Origin of the sequence: Streptomyces sp. NPDC059679, assembly GCF_042734105.1 — a bacterium.
Lineage (GTDB): Bacteria > Actinomycetota > Actinomycetes > Streptomycetales > Streptomycetaceae > Streptomyces.
The window spans coordinates 240,455-253,762 of the sequence record NZ_JBHWES010000007.1; the positions used below are offsets into that span (position 1 = coordinate 240,455).

The 13,308-nt window shown below is 69.5% G+C and carries 8 protein-coding genes; all 8 read right to left on the reverse strand.

What is annotated here, in order from left to right; genetic code table 11:
- Positions 1-2: 2 nt before the first annotated feature.
- Positions 3-4,019, reverse strand: a complete 4,017-nt coding sequence (locus tag ACFV2X_RS11810) for a trypsin-like peptidase domain-containing protein (protein WP_385614554.1) — start codon at positions 4,017-4,019, stop codon at positions 3-5.
- A gap of 65 nt (positions 4,020-4,084) precedes the next feature.
- A complete protein-coding gene (locus ACFV2X_RS11815) occupies positions 4,085-5,263 on the reverse strand; it encodes an aldose epimerase family protein (RefSeq protein WP_385614556.1) in 1,179 nt (392 codons plus the stop codon).
- A gap of 33 nt (positions 5,264-5,296) precedes the next feature.
- Positions 5,297-6,529, reverse strand: coding sequence for a multiple monosaccharide ABC transporter permease (gene mmsB / locus ACFV2X_RS11820; RefSeq protein WP_385614557.1), 1,233 nt, complete (start codon positions 6,527-6,529; stop codon positions 5,297-5,299).
- Positions 6,526-8,088 carry a multiple monosaccharide ABC transporter ATP-binding protein gene (mmsA, locus tag ACFV2X_RS11825; protein WP_385614559.1) on the reverse strand — a complete coding sequence of 521 codons (1,563 nt, stop codon included), beginning with the start codon at positions 8,086-8,088 and terminating at the stop codon, positions 6,526-6,528. Before mmsA ends, mmsB begins: the two co-directional genes overlap by 4 nt.
- Positions 8,089-8,105: 17 nt before the next feature.
- Positions 8,106-9,212, reverse strand: a complete 1,107-nt coding sequence (gene chvE / locus ACFV2X_RS11830) for a multiple monosaccharide ABC transporter substrate-binding protein (protein ID WP_385614585.1) — start codon at positions 9,210-9,212, stop codon at positions 8,106-8,108.
- A gap of 36 nt (positions 9,213-9,248) precedes the next feature.
- Positions 9,249-10,256 (reverse strand): hypothetical protein, encoded by a 1,008-nt coding sequence (locus ACFV2X_RS11835; RefSeq protein ID WP_385614560.1) that lies wholly within the window; start codon positions 10,254-10,256, stop codon positions 9,249-9,251.
- A 258-nt stretch (positions 10,257-10,514) separates the two neighbouring features.
- Positions 10,515-11,561 carry a zinc-binding dehydrogenase gene (locus ACFV2X_RS11840; protein WP_385614563.1) on the reverse strand — a complete coding sequence of 349 codons (1,047 nt, stop codon included), beginning with the start codon at positions 11,559-11,561 and terminating at the stop codon, positions 10,515-10,517.
- A gap of 203 nt (positions 11,562-11,764) precedes the next feature.
- On the reverse strand, positions 11,765-12,928 hold the full coding sequence (locus ACFV2X_RS11845) for a mandelate racemase/muconate lactonizing enzyme family protein (protein WP_385614564.1): 1,164 nt from the start codon (positions 12,926-12,928) through the stop codon (positions 11,765-11,767).
- Between the last annotated feature and the right edge of the window lie 380 nt (positions 12,929-13,308).

Below are 13,308 nucleotides of genomic sequence, written 5' to 3' on the forward strand. Positions count from 1 at the left end.
GCCTACCCCGCGTCCTCTCCTTCGGTGGGCTGATCGAGCAGGGCGGCCAGCCACTCGACGTCTTGGCGGCGCGAGAAGGCGGTTTCGGGCTGCGCGAGTGAGGCGTGCACGGTTCGGAGCGCGGAGATGTCTTCCGGGGTGAGGGGAGCGCCGAGAGAGCGCAGCCCGTCCACGGCCTCCCTGACCCCATGCAGGCCGCGGCTCTCGGTGTGGTCCGCACGTACGGCGAGCGCCTTCCGGTACGCGGTGGCCGCCTCGCCCTTCTTGCCGCAGCGTTCCAGGAAGCCGCCGATCTGCGTGAATTCGAATTCGCCCGTGGCCACAGCCGACCACCGCCGGAGCAGATCCCCCAGAGCCTCCCGCTCGCCGTGCCGCTCCAGCATCCGGGCCAATTCCGTCGAGTCCTGGATGGGCAGGCGGGGGGAAGCGGCTGCTTCGAGCAGCAGGGCCCGTCCCTCCTCGGGGCGGAGAGCGGACAGCAGCCGCAGGGGCCCTGTGAGGGCCGCCATCTCCCAGGTGCCGGGATCGTCCATGCACGCGCGCACCAGGGCCAGCGCGAGCCGGCCGGCCTCGCTTTCCACCCCCGCGCCGGCGAGGAGCTGGGCGATCTCCAGTCCCGTACCCCCCGATACCGGTCGTTGGGACAGCGCGATGAGCGTGTCGACCGCCGCCGCATGGGACTCTCCGCCGAGCAGCTCCTGGACCGCGCGCAGAGCCGTTGAGACGGCGGTGTCGGGGTGGTTGGCGATGGCCAGCAGCGCCTGCAGACCCCGCGGGTCGCCAGCCTTCATGAGGTACGTGGCGATATCCACCGCCTCGGCCAACGGCACGGGATGGGCGAGGCGCGCCTCCACCGCGTTCCGTAGCTCGTCGACATAACCCTCGCTGTACAGCGTGTGGGCGACCTCGGCCCAGTGGGGCCCGTACAGCGGGGGTGACGTGCCGTCCACTCGGGGAGCGGAGCACAGTGCGGCGAGGGCCGGCTCCGGAACGCCCGTTCGCACCAGCACGGTGTACGGGGTGGCGTCGTTCAATTCGTCGGACGGGAGAGGGGCATCGAGGATCCGCCGCGCGACAGCCGCCGCCTCCTCATCCCGTCCGGCGGACAAGTACGCTTCGGCAGCGGCACACAGGGCCTGGACGATGTTACTGAGCCAGTACTCCCGCTCGCCCCTCCGCAAGGGGCTGATATCGGGCGGCGGGTCCTCGACCATGGCGACGAGCGCGTCGGTCATGGAGCCCGCCGTGTCATAGGCACCCGCCTCGATCAGCAGCCGCATGTCGTGCTCGTCGGGTAGCCGGTCACCGTCGGGGGGCAGGTCCAGCAGGCGCAGCAGCGACACCGTGTCGCCCAGTGCGACGGCGCAGTTGCCGAGGAGGAAACGCCCCAGGTCGTCGTCGGCCGACAGTGACACCTCGGTGAGCACGCGTCGCACGGGCCCGTGGATCCGGCTGCCCAGGGCCAGCAGGTAGTACGCCGCGGCGATCCGTCCTTCACCGACCGGACCGCTCGAGACGCTGTCGGAGTTCGGCGACGTGTAAGTCGCGTACTCGACCTGCCGCGACTCCAGAAGACGCTCCGCCTTCGCCAGTGCGGCCTCGAAACCGAAGATGCGCCCGAGCGCGACGACGGCACCTGAGCGCGCGGTGATGCTGAGCCGATCGTTGTCGGCCATGGTCACCAGGGCCTGGTATGCCGCGTCGCGCGCGGGCTGGGCGGCGATCAGAGCGCAGAACTCCTGTGCGTGCCAGGCGGAGCCGGCCCTCTCCAGCAGCCGGTCCAGCACCGAGGCAGTGAGGGCATCGGACACCCGCACCCCCTCCGCCAGCAGCCGACCGGCCAGCGCCGCGTGGTCGTCCGGAACGCTGCTGTCCCCGTCCATGACGATGCTGGCCCCCCGGTGCTTGCCGAAGAGGTCGTAGTCGTCACTGCTCCGCAGCAGCCACCCCACCAACCCCTCCGCATCGGCCCCCGCCCGTCCCGCCCAGCAGGCAATGGCCAGCACCCCGAAGTCCCGCCGCTCCCCCCGCAACGCACCCCGGACCAGCCCGTCACGCAGCGGCTCCGCCCCCGGCCAGCCGGTGGGCAGCCGGCTCGCCGTGTCGTGCGCGGCCAAGTACTCCGCGAAGCTGCGGTGAGCCCAGTGCAACTCGCCCGAGCCCCGCTCGTACAACAACAACCCGGCGCCGCTCAGCAGACCGGTGACCACCTCGCGCCACCCGTGCAGGAAGTCCGTGGCCTCGGGAGCGTGCTCCGCGAGCCATCGCAGCGCCTCCTCCAGTACGGGTGCGTCGGCGTCCAGCGTGCCGTGGGCGAGCGCCGTGAGCAGGACGACGCGGGAGCCGTACAGCCACTCCGCGAGTCGCTGTGAGCCACCCGCCCGCACCACGGCACGCAGCAGCCCGGCCCGCCGTTCTTCCTCCCCTGGACGACCGCTGAGCAGATAGCGGACGCACTCCTGGTACAGGCCGGGGCGCCCGGTCGGAAGCCTGGCCTCCGGGGCGCGGCGGAAGATGGACAGGGTGATCGCCGCGGCCAGGGGCGTACGGACCAGTTGCCGTAGCCCGCTGCGCTCGACCTCCCGCAGGAAGCCCTCGGCCCGTTCAGGGTCCCCGTCCAGCCAGCGGCGGGCCAGTTCGCGCAGCTGGGACTCGTCGAAGGGGGCGAGGGCGTACGGTGCGAGGCCCGCGTCCCGTAGCGGGGCCAGCTCGTGCGGGGGCAGGAAGCGGGTCGTGACGACCCAGCGGTACGGGCCGGACGTGCGGGCCGCGTTGGTCGCGACGATGTCGATCACGCGCCGCCGCGCCGCCGTGTCCACGATCTCGTCCAGGCCGTCGACCAGGAGCAGCCAGCCCGTGTCGCCCGACGAGCCTCCTGACTCGAAGAGATCGCGGGGGAGTTCGGCGCTCAGATGGCCTCCGAGCCGCCGCTGCACCGACTCGCGTAGCAGGGCGGGCAGCGGGGCGCCGCCGGTCAGGTCGACGGCGGGGATGCGTACGGCGTGCTCCCTGGCCCCGGCCCTGGCCCCGCGCGTCTCCGCGCCGCCCCGCGCCACCCGTTGCGTGAACGTGGACTTGCCCGCGCCCGCCTCGCCCTCGATCAGCACATGCCGGTGCCGGTTCAGGATCTCTTCGGCGGGGATGGGCTCGGGAGCGGCTGCCTCGGTGTGTTCCACCACCCGCTGGTGGACATAGACGCGTTCCAGACCAGGAGCGTTGGCATCCAGGAAACGGTAGGGCTGGACGTCGGAGTCCGTGCGCTCGGCGCTCAGCAGGGCCCGTAGCGACTCCTCCCGCCGCGCTGCGCGCCCGGCGGGCACGCGGACCTCTCGAAGACCCTCCCGCCGTGCGGGAAAGCCGGTGAACAGGGCGAGTTGGGCCGCCTCCGTCTCGCTCAGCGCGTCGTGCCAGCGGTCCACACGTGAGGCCGTGAGCCGCCCCAGGCCCTCGGACGCATGGTGCTCGATGACGACGCCGATGAGATGGCCCTCGCTCCACACGGCCGCGCCCGACATCGCCTGCCAGGGGGATACCTCGGGGTCGGGGTCCGGGGCAGGGGCGTCGACCCGGATGGACAGGGTCTTCTGGCGGGTGTTGGACCAGGGGGAGATGGCCCCCTGCTGATGGTGGGCGTCTCGGAAACGCGAGCGCGAGCCGGGCGCGTCCTCGCGGAGTTTGAAGCGCGGGAAACCCATCATCGAGCAGGGGAGTTCGCCGTCGGCGTCCACCACCCGGCCGAAGGTGACCGGGGTGACGGGCGACAGGTCGGGAGCATCCACCAAGGACACGACCGCCACGTCGATCTCCGGGGCCGCGAACACGACAACGCCGTCCGCGCTCCAGGCCCCGGGCTGGTCGGCCCTGAAGCGCAGGCGCACGGCGGTGGCCTCATGCACCACATGCGCGGCGGTCAGCACCGTACGGCCGGTGACCAGGTACCCCGATCCGCGCTCACCCGGCCGCCCGTCACCGCGCTTGACGATGATCTCCGCGACCCGGTCAGGGTCCAGACCCGGCATGCGATCTCCCTCCCGCCCCGCACTCTAAGGCCATCGTGCGGGGTGGGAGGGAGAGAAGGACGTGCTCAGCGCGTCGAGAACGAGTGCACCGTCGTCGACCGGTACGTCTGCCCCGGCCGCAGCACCGTGGACGGGAAGCCGGGCTGGTTGGGCGAGTCGGGGAAGTGCTGGGTCTCCAGGCAGAAGCCGTCGCCCTGCCGGTAGACCTGCCCCGATGTGCCCGCCAGCGTGCCGTCCAGGAAGTTGCCGGTGTAGAACTGCACACCCGGCTCGGTGGTCGCGATCCGCATCACACGGCCCGACTCCGGCTCGCTGACCGTCACGATGTGCTCGGGACGGCTCGTGATGCCCTTGTCCAGCACGAAGTTGTGATCGATCCCCTGCCCGTAGAGCACCTGCTGGTGCGCCTCGCGGATGTCCCGGCCGACCGCCTTCGAACGACGGAAGTCGAAGGGCGTGCCGGCGACCTTCGCCAGCTCGCCGGTCGGGATGAGGGTCTTGTTGACGGGGGTGTAGCGGGAGGCGGCGATCTGGAGCCGGTGGTCGTAGATGGAGCCGGTGCCCTCGCCTCCCAGGTTGTAGTAGGTGTGGTTGGTGAGGTTGACGACCGTGGGCTTGTCGGTCGTGGCCTCGTAGTCGATGTGCCAGTCGCCCGTCGGCGTGAGGGTGTAGTCGACGCGTACGGTCAGCTTCCCGGGGTAGCCCATCTCGCCGTCGGGGCTGACCCGGCGCAGGGTCAGGCCGACGTTGCTGCCGTCCTCGAACGGCTCGATGGACCACACTCGCTTGTCGAAGCCCTTGTCCCCGCCGTGGAGGCTGTTGGGGCCGTCGTTGACGGGGAGTTGGTAGGCGTGGCCGTCAAGAGTGAACTTGCCGTTCGCGATGCGGTTGCCGTAGCGGCCGATCAGGGCGCCGAAGTACGGGCTGCCGGCCACGTACGAGTCCAGGTCGGCGAAGCCCAGCGACACATTGCCTAGCCGGCCGTGGCGGTCGGGGATCTCCAGGGACTGGACGATGCCGCCGTAGGTGAGTACGGAGAGCCGGGTGCGGCCGTTCTCGATCGTCCAGCGGTCGACCTTGGTGCCGTCAGCCAGCGTTCCGAAGTGTTCCTTCACCGCGCGTCCGCCGCCCTTCGCGTCCTTAGCGTCCTTCGCGTAAGCCGTGCCCGTCCCCGTTCCGACGGCCGTGGCTGCCAGCCCGGCGGCCGCTGCCGCCGTCATCAGTGTGCGTCTGCTCGTGGTCATGTGCGGCTCCATCAGTAGTGGTGGGAGACGGACTTACGAACCGACCCTGCGCTTGTTCCAGATGTCGAAGCCCACCGCGGCGAGCAGCACCAGGCCCTTGATCACCTGCTGGTACTCGGTCCCGATGCCCACCAGCGACATGCCGTTGTTGAGCACACCGAGCACCAGACCACCGATGATCGCGCCCAGTACGGTGCCGACGCCGCCGCTGGCCGAGGCGCCGCCGATGAACGCGGCGGCGATGGCCTCCAGCTCGAAGTTGAGCCCCGCGCTCGGGGTGGCGGAGCCCAGTCGGGCGGTGAAGACCAGGCCGGCGAGAGCGGCCAGCAGGCCCATGTTGACGAAGACCATGAAGGTGACGCGCTTGTCGCGGACACCCGACAGCTTGGCCGCGGGCTGGTTGCCGCCCAGGGCGTACACATGCCGTCCGACCACGGTGTTGCGCATCACGAAGCTGAAGATCACCAGGAGGCCCGCGAGGATCAGCAGGCCCACCGGCGCGCCGTGCCAACTGGCGAGGGTCATGGCGAAGGCCATCACCGCGGCCACGATCGCGGCGCACTTGACGTAGAACAGGCTCAGCGGCATCACGTCCAGCTCATAGGCCGCACGCTGCTGCCGGCTGCGCCACTCCTGCCAGACGGCCGCCGCGCACACCGCGAGGCCGATGACCATGGTGGGGTTGTGGTACTGCGTGTACGGGCCCATCTCCGGGATGAAGCCGATGCTCATCTTCCGGAAGCCCTCCGGGAAGGGCGACAGGGACTGCCCGTCCAGCAGGATCTGGGTGCCGCCACGGAAGACCAGCATGCCGGCCAGGGTGACGATGAAGGACGGGATCCCGACGTACGCGATCCAGAAGCCCTGCCACGCTCCGGCCACCGCGCCGACCAGCAGACAGAGGATGACCGCGAGTGGCCACGGCACATCGTGGTTGACCATCAGCACGCCCGCGAAGGCGCCGACGAACGCGACCAGCGATCCGACCGACAGATCGATATGACCCGCGATGATCACGATCATCATGCCGATCGCGAGGATCAGGATGTAGCCGTTCTGCTGCACCAGGTTGGTGACGTTGAGCGGCCGCAGCAGGATGTCGTCGGACCATATCTGGAAGATGACGATGATCAGCGCGAGCGCCACCAGCATCCCGTACTGGCGCACATTGCCCCGCAGGCTCTGCACCAGCAGCGCCCCGATGTTCGGGGAACCGCCCTCCGGTGGTGGGGCCGGGCTCTTGATGTCCTGGGTCGCCGTGCTCATCCTTCGTCTCCTCTGTCCCTGGTCATGTGGCGCATCAGAACCTCCTGAGTCGCCTCGGCACGCGGGACCTCCCCGGTCAGCCGCCCAGCCGCCATCGTGTAAATCCGGTCGCACATCCCCAGCAACTCGCCCAGCTCCGAGGAGATGAAGACGACGGCCTTGCCCTGGGCCGCCAGGTCGTTGATGACCGTGTAGATCTCGTACTTGGCCCCGACGTCGATGCCACGGGTGGGCTCGTCGAGGATCAGCACTTCAGGACCCACATGGATCCACTTGCTCAGCACGACCTTCTGCTGATTGCCGCCGCTGAGCTTGCCCACCTGCTCGAAGACCGTGGGGGCCTTGATGTTCATCGTCTTGCGGAACCGCTCGGCCACCCGCGACTCCTCGTGCTCGTTGACCACGCCGCGGCGCGCCACCTTGGCCAGCGAGGAGAGCGAGATGTTCCGGCTGATGGTGTCCTCGAGGTTGAGCCCGTAGTGCTTGCGGTCCTCGGTGACATAGGCGATGCCGTGCTCGATCGCCTCCGGGACGGTGCGGGTACGGATCTCCTTGCCGTCGCGGTAGACCCGGCCGCCGGTGTACCGGCCGTAGGCGCGCCCGAAGACGCTCATCGCCAGCTCCGTGCGGCCCGCGCCCATGAGGCCGGCGATGCCCACGATCTCGCCTCGCCGGACGTTCAGCGACACGCCGTCCACGACGTTGCGCTGCTGGTCGATGGGGTGGCGTACGGTCCAGTCCTCGATGGCCATGGCCACCTCGGAGGCGTCGTCACCCTCGTACGGGGTGCGCTCGGGGAAGCGGTGGTCGAGATCCCGGCCGACCATCCCGCGGATGATGCGCTCCTCGGACACCTGCGGCTGTGACTCCGGAGTCTCGCGGACGACCATGGTCTCGATGGTCTGGCCGTCGCGCAGGATGGTGACGGAGTCGGCGACCCTGCGGATCTCGTTCAGCTTGTGCGAGATGATGATGCAGGAGATGCCCTGGGCCTTGAACTCCAGCAGCAGGTCGAGGAGTTTACCGCTGTCCTCGTCGTTGAGCGCCGCGGTCGGCTCGTCCAGGATCAGCAGCTTCACCTCCTTGGAGAGCGCCTTGGCGATCTCCACGAGCTGCTGCTTGCCCACCCCGATATCGGCGACCCGCGTCTGCGGGGACTCGGTCAGCCCGACCCGCTTGAGCAGCGCCTTGGCGTGCTTGAGGGTCTCGTTCCAGCTGATCAGGCCGCCCTTGGCGTGTTCGTTGCCCAGGAAGATGTTCTCGGCGATGGACAGGTACGGGATCAGGGCCAGTTCCTGGTGGATGATGACGATGCCGCGCTGCTCGCTGGCCTTGATGTCCTTGAACGCGCACACCTCCCCCTGGAACTGGATCTCCCCGTCGTAGCTGCCATGCGCGTAGACCCCGCTGAGCACCTTCATCAGGGTCGACTTCCCGGCGCCGTTCTCCCCGCAGATGGCGTGGATCTCGCCCTCGCGGATGCGGAGGTTGACGTCGGACAGCGCCTTGACCCCGGGGAAGGTCTTGGTGATGGAGCGCATTTCGAGAATGTGGTTCATGTTCCCGGCCTCCATCCCTACTTCAGCTGGCCGGCGGTGTAGTAGCCCTCTTTCACAAGGAGCTGGGTGTTGGACTTGTCGATGCTGACCGGGTTGAGCAGATAGGCCGGCACGACCTTCTTGCCGTTGTTGTACGACTTGGTGTCGTTGACCTGGGGCTTGCCGCCGTTCAGCTTCGCGGTGGCCATCTGGACGGTGGCCTTGGCGAGCTTGCGGGTGTCCTTGTAGACGGTCTGGGTCTGCTCGCCGCGGATGATGGACTTGATGGAGGGGAGCTCGGCGTCCTGGCCGGACACGAACGGGTAGGGCTTGGACTTCGTGCCGTAGCCGACGCCCTGCAGCGCGGACAGGATGCCCATGGACATGCCGTCGTACGGCGAGAGCACGGCGTTGACGTCAGCGTTGCTGTACGCCTTGTTGAGCAGGTTCTCCATGCGGTCCTGGGCGTCTTTGCCGCTCCACTTCGCCGTGTACAGCTGGTTGAGCTTGGTCTGGCCGCTGCGGACGACGAGCCGCCCGTCGGCGAGGTACGGCTTGAGCACGCTCATCGCGCCGTTGAAGAAGTACCGGGTGTTGTTGTCGTCCGACGAACCGGCGAACAGCTCGATGTTGAACGGGCCCTTCTTGCCCTCGGTCAGTCCGAGCTTTTTGACGAGGTACGAGGCCTGGAGCACGCCGACCTTGAAGTTGTCGAAGGTCGCGTAGTAGTCGACGTACTTCGAACCCAGGATCAGCCGGTCGTAGGAGATCACCGGTATGTTCGCGTCGTGGGCGCTCTGGAGCACATCGGTCAGCGCGGTTCCGTCGATGGGCGCGATCACCAGCAGCTTGTACTGCTTGGTGACCATGTTCTCCAGCTGCGCCACCTGGGTGCGGACGTCGTCCTCGCCGTACTGGAGGTCCGTCTTGTAGCCCGCGGCCTGGAACTGCTTGACCATGTTCTTGCCGTCGGCGATCCACCGCTCGGAGGTCTTGACCGGCATCGCGATGCCGATCGTGTTGCTGTTGCCGCCCTTGTAGCGGCTGCCGCCGACCGCCTCCTGACCGCAGGCGGTGGCGGTGAGCGAGAGCGTGAGCAGGGCGGCGAGTGCCGCCAAGGCTCGTACCGCTCTGGCCTTACGCATCATCATCGGGTCGTCCTTCCCTTGTGCGTCCGTGGCTCAGGATTCTTGGGGCGCGGGCTGTGACTGCGCCGACTGTGCCGTGGCGAAGCGCCGCAGCGGCCCGGGTAGCCGGGAGCCCAGCGGGGACATCCCGCCGTCCGCGCCCAGCCGGGCGAGCATGTCGAGCACGAGCCGGCCTCGGCGTACCCGCTCACGGGCGCTGTTCAGTGCGACATCGCGCAGCTGAGCGCCGTACGGGTAGATGCCGGGGGACTTGCTGAGCCCGAACTTCAGGTAGATGGGGGCGCCGCGGCGGATCAGCTCGGCGGCGTCGTAGATGCGGACAAAGCCGCCCAGGTCATCGGGGGCCTCCACATAGAAGTCCATCGGCGCGCCGGAGACCCGGCGGATCTCGGTCAGGTGCTCCAGCGTAAGGTCCGACGGAATGTTGATGGAGTCGGCGCCCAGCTGCTCGTAGACCGCGAACGAGGCCGGGTTGACCGGGCCGACCAGTGCGGACAGCTTGAAGGTGGTGTCGGCCGGCAGCTCGCCGCGCTCGCGCAGCTGGTGCAGCAGCCACAGCACGCCCTCGTCCGCGACCAGCAGACACTTGACGCCCAGCGAGGCGGCGCGCAGCGCGTCCTCGACACAGCCCGCGACCGCGTCATGGCCGCGGGCGCGCAAGCCCCCGCCGCGGGAGTCGGTGCGGGTGGCGGCGCCGATGTCCCAGGTGCCGCGCGGGCCGGTGAACAGGCACAGCTCGGCGTTGCGCTCGGCGCAGGACTCCACCATCTCGGTGATCTCGGAGTCGGTGAGCATCCACACGCCGCTGCCCTGGCTGATCCGGTGGATCGGCACATCGAGGCGGCCGGCCTCCTTGAACACGGTGGCCAGCGCCTCGGGCCCCTCCACGGAGGGGACCTCGGTGCGCCAGCTGCCGCCGTCCGGGAAGGAGTGCGGGGAGGCGTCGGCGGGGTCGGCGGCGGGTGCGGAGTGGCCGAGCGACGCGAGGGCCGCGTCGGCGGGGCGACGGGGGCCGGAGGTGGTGGCTGAGGCGGCGGTCACGGTGCTCCTTGTGGAGTGATGGCCGGTGTTTCGGTGTCCGGCTGCTGTGCTGCCCGGCACGTCGTCGTCCGGGGTGGGTGGTGCGGGGGGTTCGGGGGGTGGTGCATGGGGTGGTGGGAATGCCTGGTGTCGTCTGACATCTGACCGTTGTCCGACATTTCGAATGACATTCGGGTGATTGGGTACGTGAGGGTAAGTTCGAATCATTGGGTGCACGCCGGTACGGGCCGTGTCAGGGCGGCCCGTACCGACGCGCGACTACGGGAGGCCGCGCGGGCGCAGCAGAACCTTGCCGACCTTGGGGTCGCCGCTGCCGACCAGGTCGATCGCGGTGCCGAAGTCGGTGAGCGGCAGCTCATGGGTGACCAGCGGCAGCAGGGACAGCAGCCCGGCGTCGAAGACCCGCACGGCGTGCGCCCACGCGGCGGGCGGGGCCCCGAAGACCGTCTGCACCTCGAGCTGGCGCACCACCAGATCGGTGGGGTCCAGGCCGTTCGCGCCCGCCGCCGGGAGGCCGGTGAGCACGAGCCGCCCGCCGCGCCGCAGCAGCGCGGCGGAGTCCCGGGCGGCGGAGGCGGAGCCCGCGGTCTCGATAACGATGTCGTACGTCCCGGCCTCGGCCTCGGGCAGCGTGTCCGGGGTGTGGAAGGTCGTCGCGCCGAAGGACAGCGACAGCTCCTCCCGGTCCCGGCGGATGTCGACCACCAGCAGCTCGGCGGGGGAGGTCGCGGCCAGGAACTGCACCGCGATCATGCCGAGGGTGCCGGTGCCGACCACCGCGACCCGCTCACCCGGTCGGGCGTTCGCCTTGAGCGCGGCGGCCGCCACACAGGCGGCGGGCTCCAGCAGCGCCGCGGCGGACAGGTCGGCGTCGTCGGCGAGCGGATGCAGCAGCCGGGCCGGGAGGGTGAGGGTGGTGGCCATCGCGCCCGGCTGGGTGAAGCCCGTCTCCTCGTACCCGGCGGTGCACAGCGTGGTGTCCCCGGCGTGGCAGCGATCGCACACCTGGCAGTTGCGGAACCCCTCGCCGACCACCTTCCGGCCGACCAGCGCGGCCGGCACCCCGGCCCCGACGGCCTCGACCGTGCCCGACCACTCGTGGCCGGGGGTGATCGGGTAGCGGACATACCCCTCGGGCCGGTTCCCCTGGTAGATCTCGCGGTCGCTGCCGCAGATCCCGGAGGCGTGCACCCGCACCCGCGCGTCCCCGGGCCCGGGGACGGCGACGGGGCGGGTCTCCAGCCGGTGGCTGCCCGGCCCGTCGAGTACGAGGGCGTCCTCTCTTACGGGGCCGTCATCTGTCACTGGGGCGCCTTCTCCTGGGGCGTCTTCTGTGCCGCTCACATCTGCTCCGTTCCTGCCCCGCCCCGGCCGGGAGCCGGGTGGGCCCTCCCGCCGGAGGCGCTGTCGTCTCCGCCGGGCGTGTTCTGCCCCCTCGCCGCCGCGGGAATCGCGTTCGTCCACCCCTTTGGAGCGGGTCGAGGGATTTCCCTATGCACTGACCGCGTTTACTCGCTGTCCGTCCCCTTGGGTTCCCGCTTCTCCCAGCCCTCGGCCCACAGGTCGAACCGGGCCTGCTGCTGCGGGAACTCGGCGGCGGCGTCGGTGTCCAGCTCGACGCCGAGACCGGGGGCGTGGGAGAGCTCGAAGTAGCCGTCCACGACCTGCGGGGCGCCCTTGACCACCTTCTTGATCTCCGAGTCGGCGAAGTCGTTGAAGTGCTCGAGGATCTTGAAGTTGGGCGAGGTGAAGCCGACCTGGAGGGAGGCGGCGGTGAGCACGGACCCGCCGACGTTGTGCGGCGCGACGAGCATGTAGTGCGTCTCGGCGGTGGCGGCCAGTTTGCGGGTCTCCCAGATGCCGCCGATGTGGCCGACGTCCGGCTGGATGATGTCCACGGCCTGACTCTCGAAGAGTTCGCGGAACTCGATGCGGTCGTGGATCCGCTCACCGGTGGCGACCGGGATGTCCACCTTGGCCGCGACCTTCTCCAGCGCCTTCAGGTTCTCCGGCGGCACCGGCTCCTCCAGCCAGGCCGGCTTGAAGGGGGCCAGCTCGTTCGCCAGGCGGACGGCGGTGGCGGGGGAGAAGCGGCCGTGCATCTCCAGCATCAGCTCGGCGTCCGGGCCGATCGCGTCCCGCACGGCCTCGATGAGCGAGACCGCGTACAGGGTCTCCTTGTGGTCGAGCTCGAAGTGCCCGGTGCCGAACGGGTCGATCTTCAGCGCCTTGTAACCGCGCTCCATGACCCCCTGGGCGGCCTTGTGGTAGGCCTCCGGCGTCCGCTCGGTCGTGTACCACCCGTTGGCATAGGCCTTGACCTTGTCGGTCACCTTGCCGCCGAGCAGCTGCCAGACGGGCACGCCGAGGGCCTTGCCCTTGATGTCCCAGCAGGCCATCTCGACGCAGGCGATCCCCGACATGACGATCTCGCCCGCACGGCCGTAGTCGCCGTACTTCATCCGTCGTACGAGGTCCTCTACGGCGAAGGGATCGGACCCGGCGATGTGGTTGGCCTCGGCTTCACGGAGATAGCCGAGCAGCGCGTCGGTGTGGCCGAGCATGCGGGTCTCACCGACGCCGGTGATGCCTTCGTCGGTGTGGACCTGCACGTAGGTCAGGTTCCGCCAGGGGGTGCCGACGACATGCGTGCTGATTCCGGTGATGCGCAAGGCGGTCTGCCCTTTCGCGAGTGGTGCGGTGTGTGTTGTTCGATATTTCGTCACACGTTCGAAATCCTGGCGTGACGGTAGTCACCGGGCGTAAGGGGTGTCAATGGCCATACGTCGAATGGTTGTCGAATGATTTTCACGTTTGTGTCGGGGCCCGCGCGGGGCGACGGCAGCTTCGTTGTCGAACAGATACAGGGGCGGGTCCCTGGGTCCTTCACTCTCCGTGAGGCGTGCCCACGGAGGGCGACCGTGGGCGGCCGCGGGGCGATCAGGGGCTCGTCCAGCCGTGGATCGTGGTCTGGCTGCTGCCTCTCGGCGGAGTGTCCGTGTGGGGGATCGCCCCGGGGGGGGGGGGGCCGCGGGGGGGGGCGCCCCCCCCC

Coding starts and splice junctions, on each gene's coding strand:
- mmsB (WP_385614557.1), bottom strand. CDS start 6,529: ATGAGCACGGCGACCCAGGACATCAAGAGCCCGGCCCCACCACCGGAG.
- ACFV2X_RS11810 (WP_385614554.1), bottom strand. CDS start 4,019: ATGCCGGGTCTGGACCCTGACCGGGTCGCGGAGATCATCGTCAAGCGC.
- ACFV2X_RS11815 (WP_385614556.1), bottom strand. CDS start 5,263: ATGACCACGAGCAGACGCACACTGATGACGGCGGCAGCGGCCGCCGGG.
- mmsA (WP_385614559.1), bottom strand. CDS start 8,088: ATGAACCACATTCTCGAAATGCGCTCCATCACCAAGACCTTCCCCGGG.
- chvE (WP_385614585.1), bottom strand. CDS start 9,212: ATGCGTAAGGCCAGAGCGGTACGAGCCTTGGCGGCACTCGCCGCCCTG.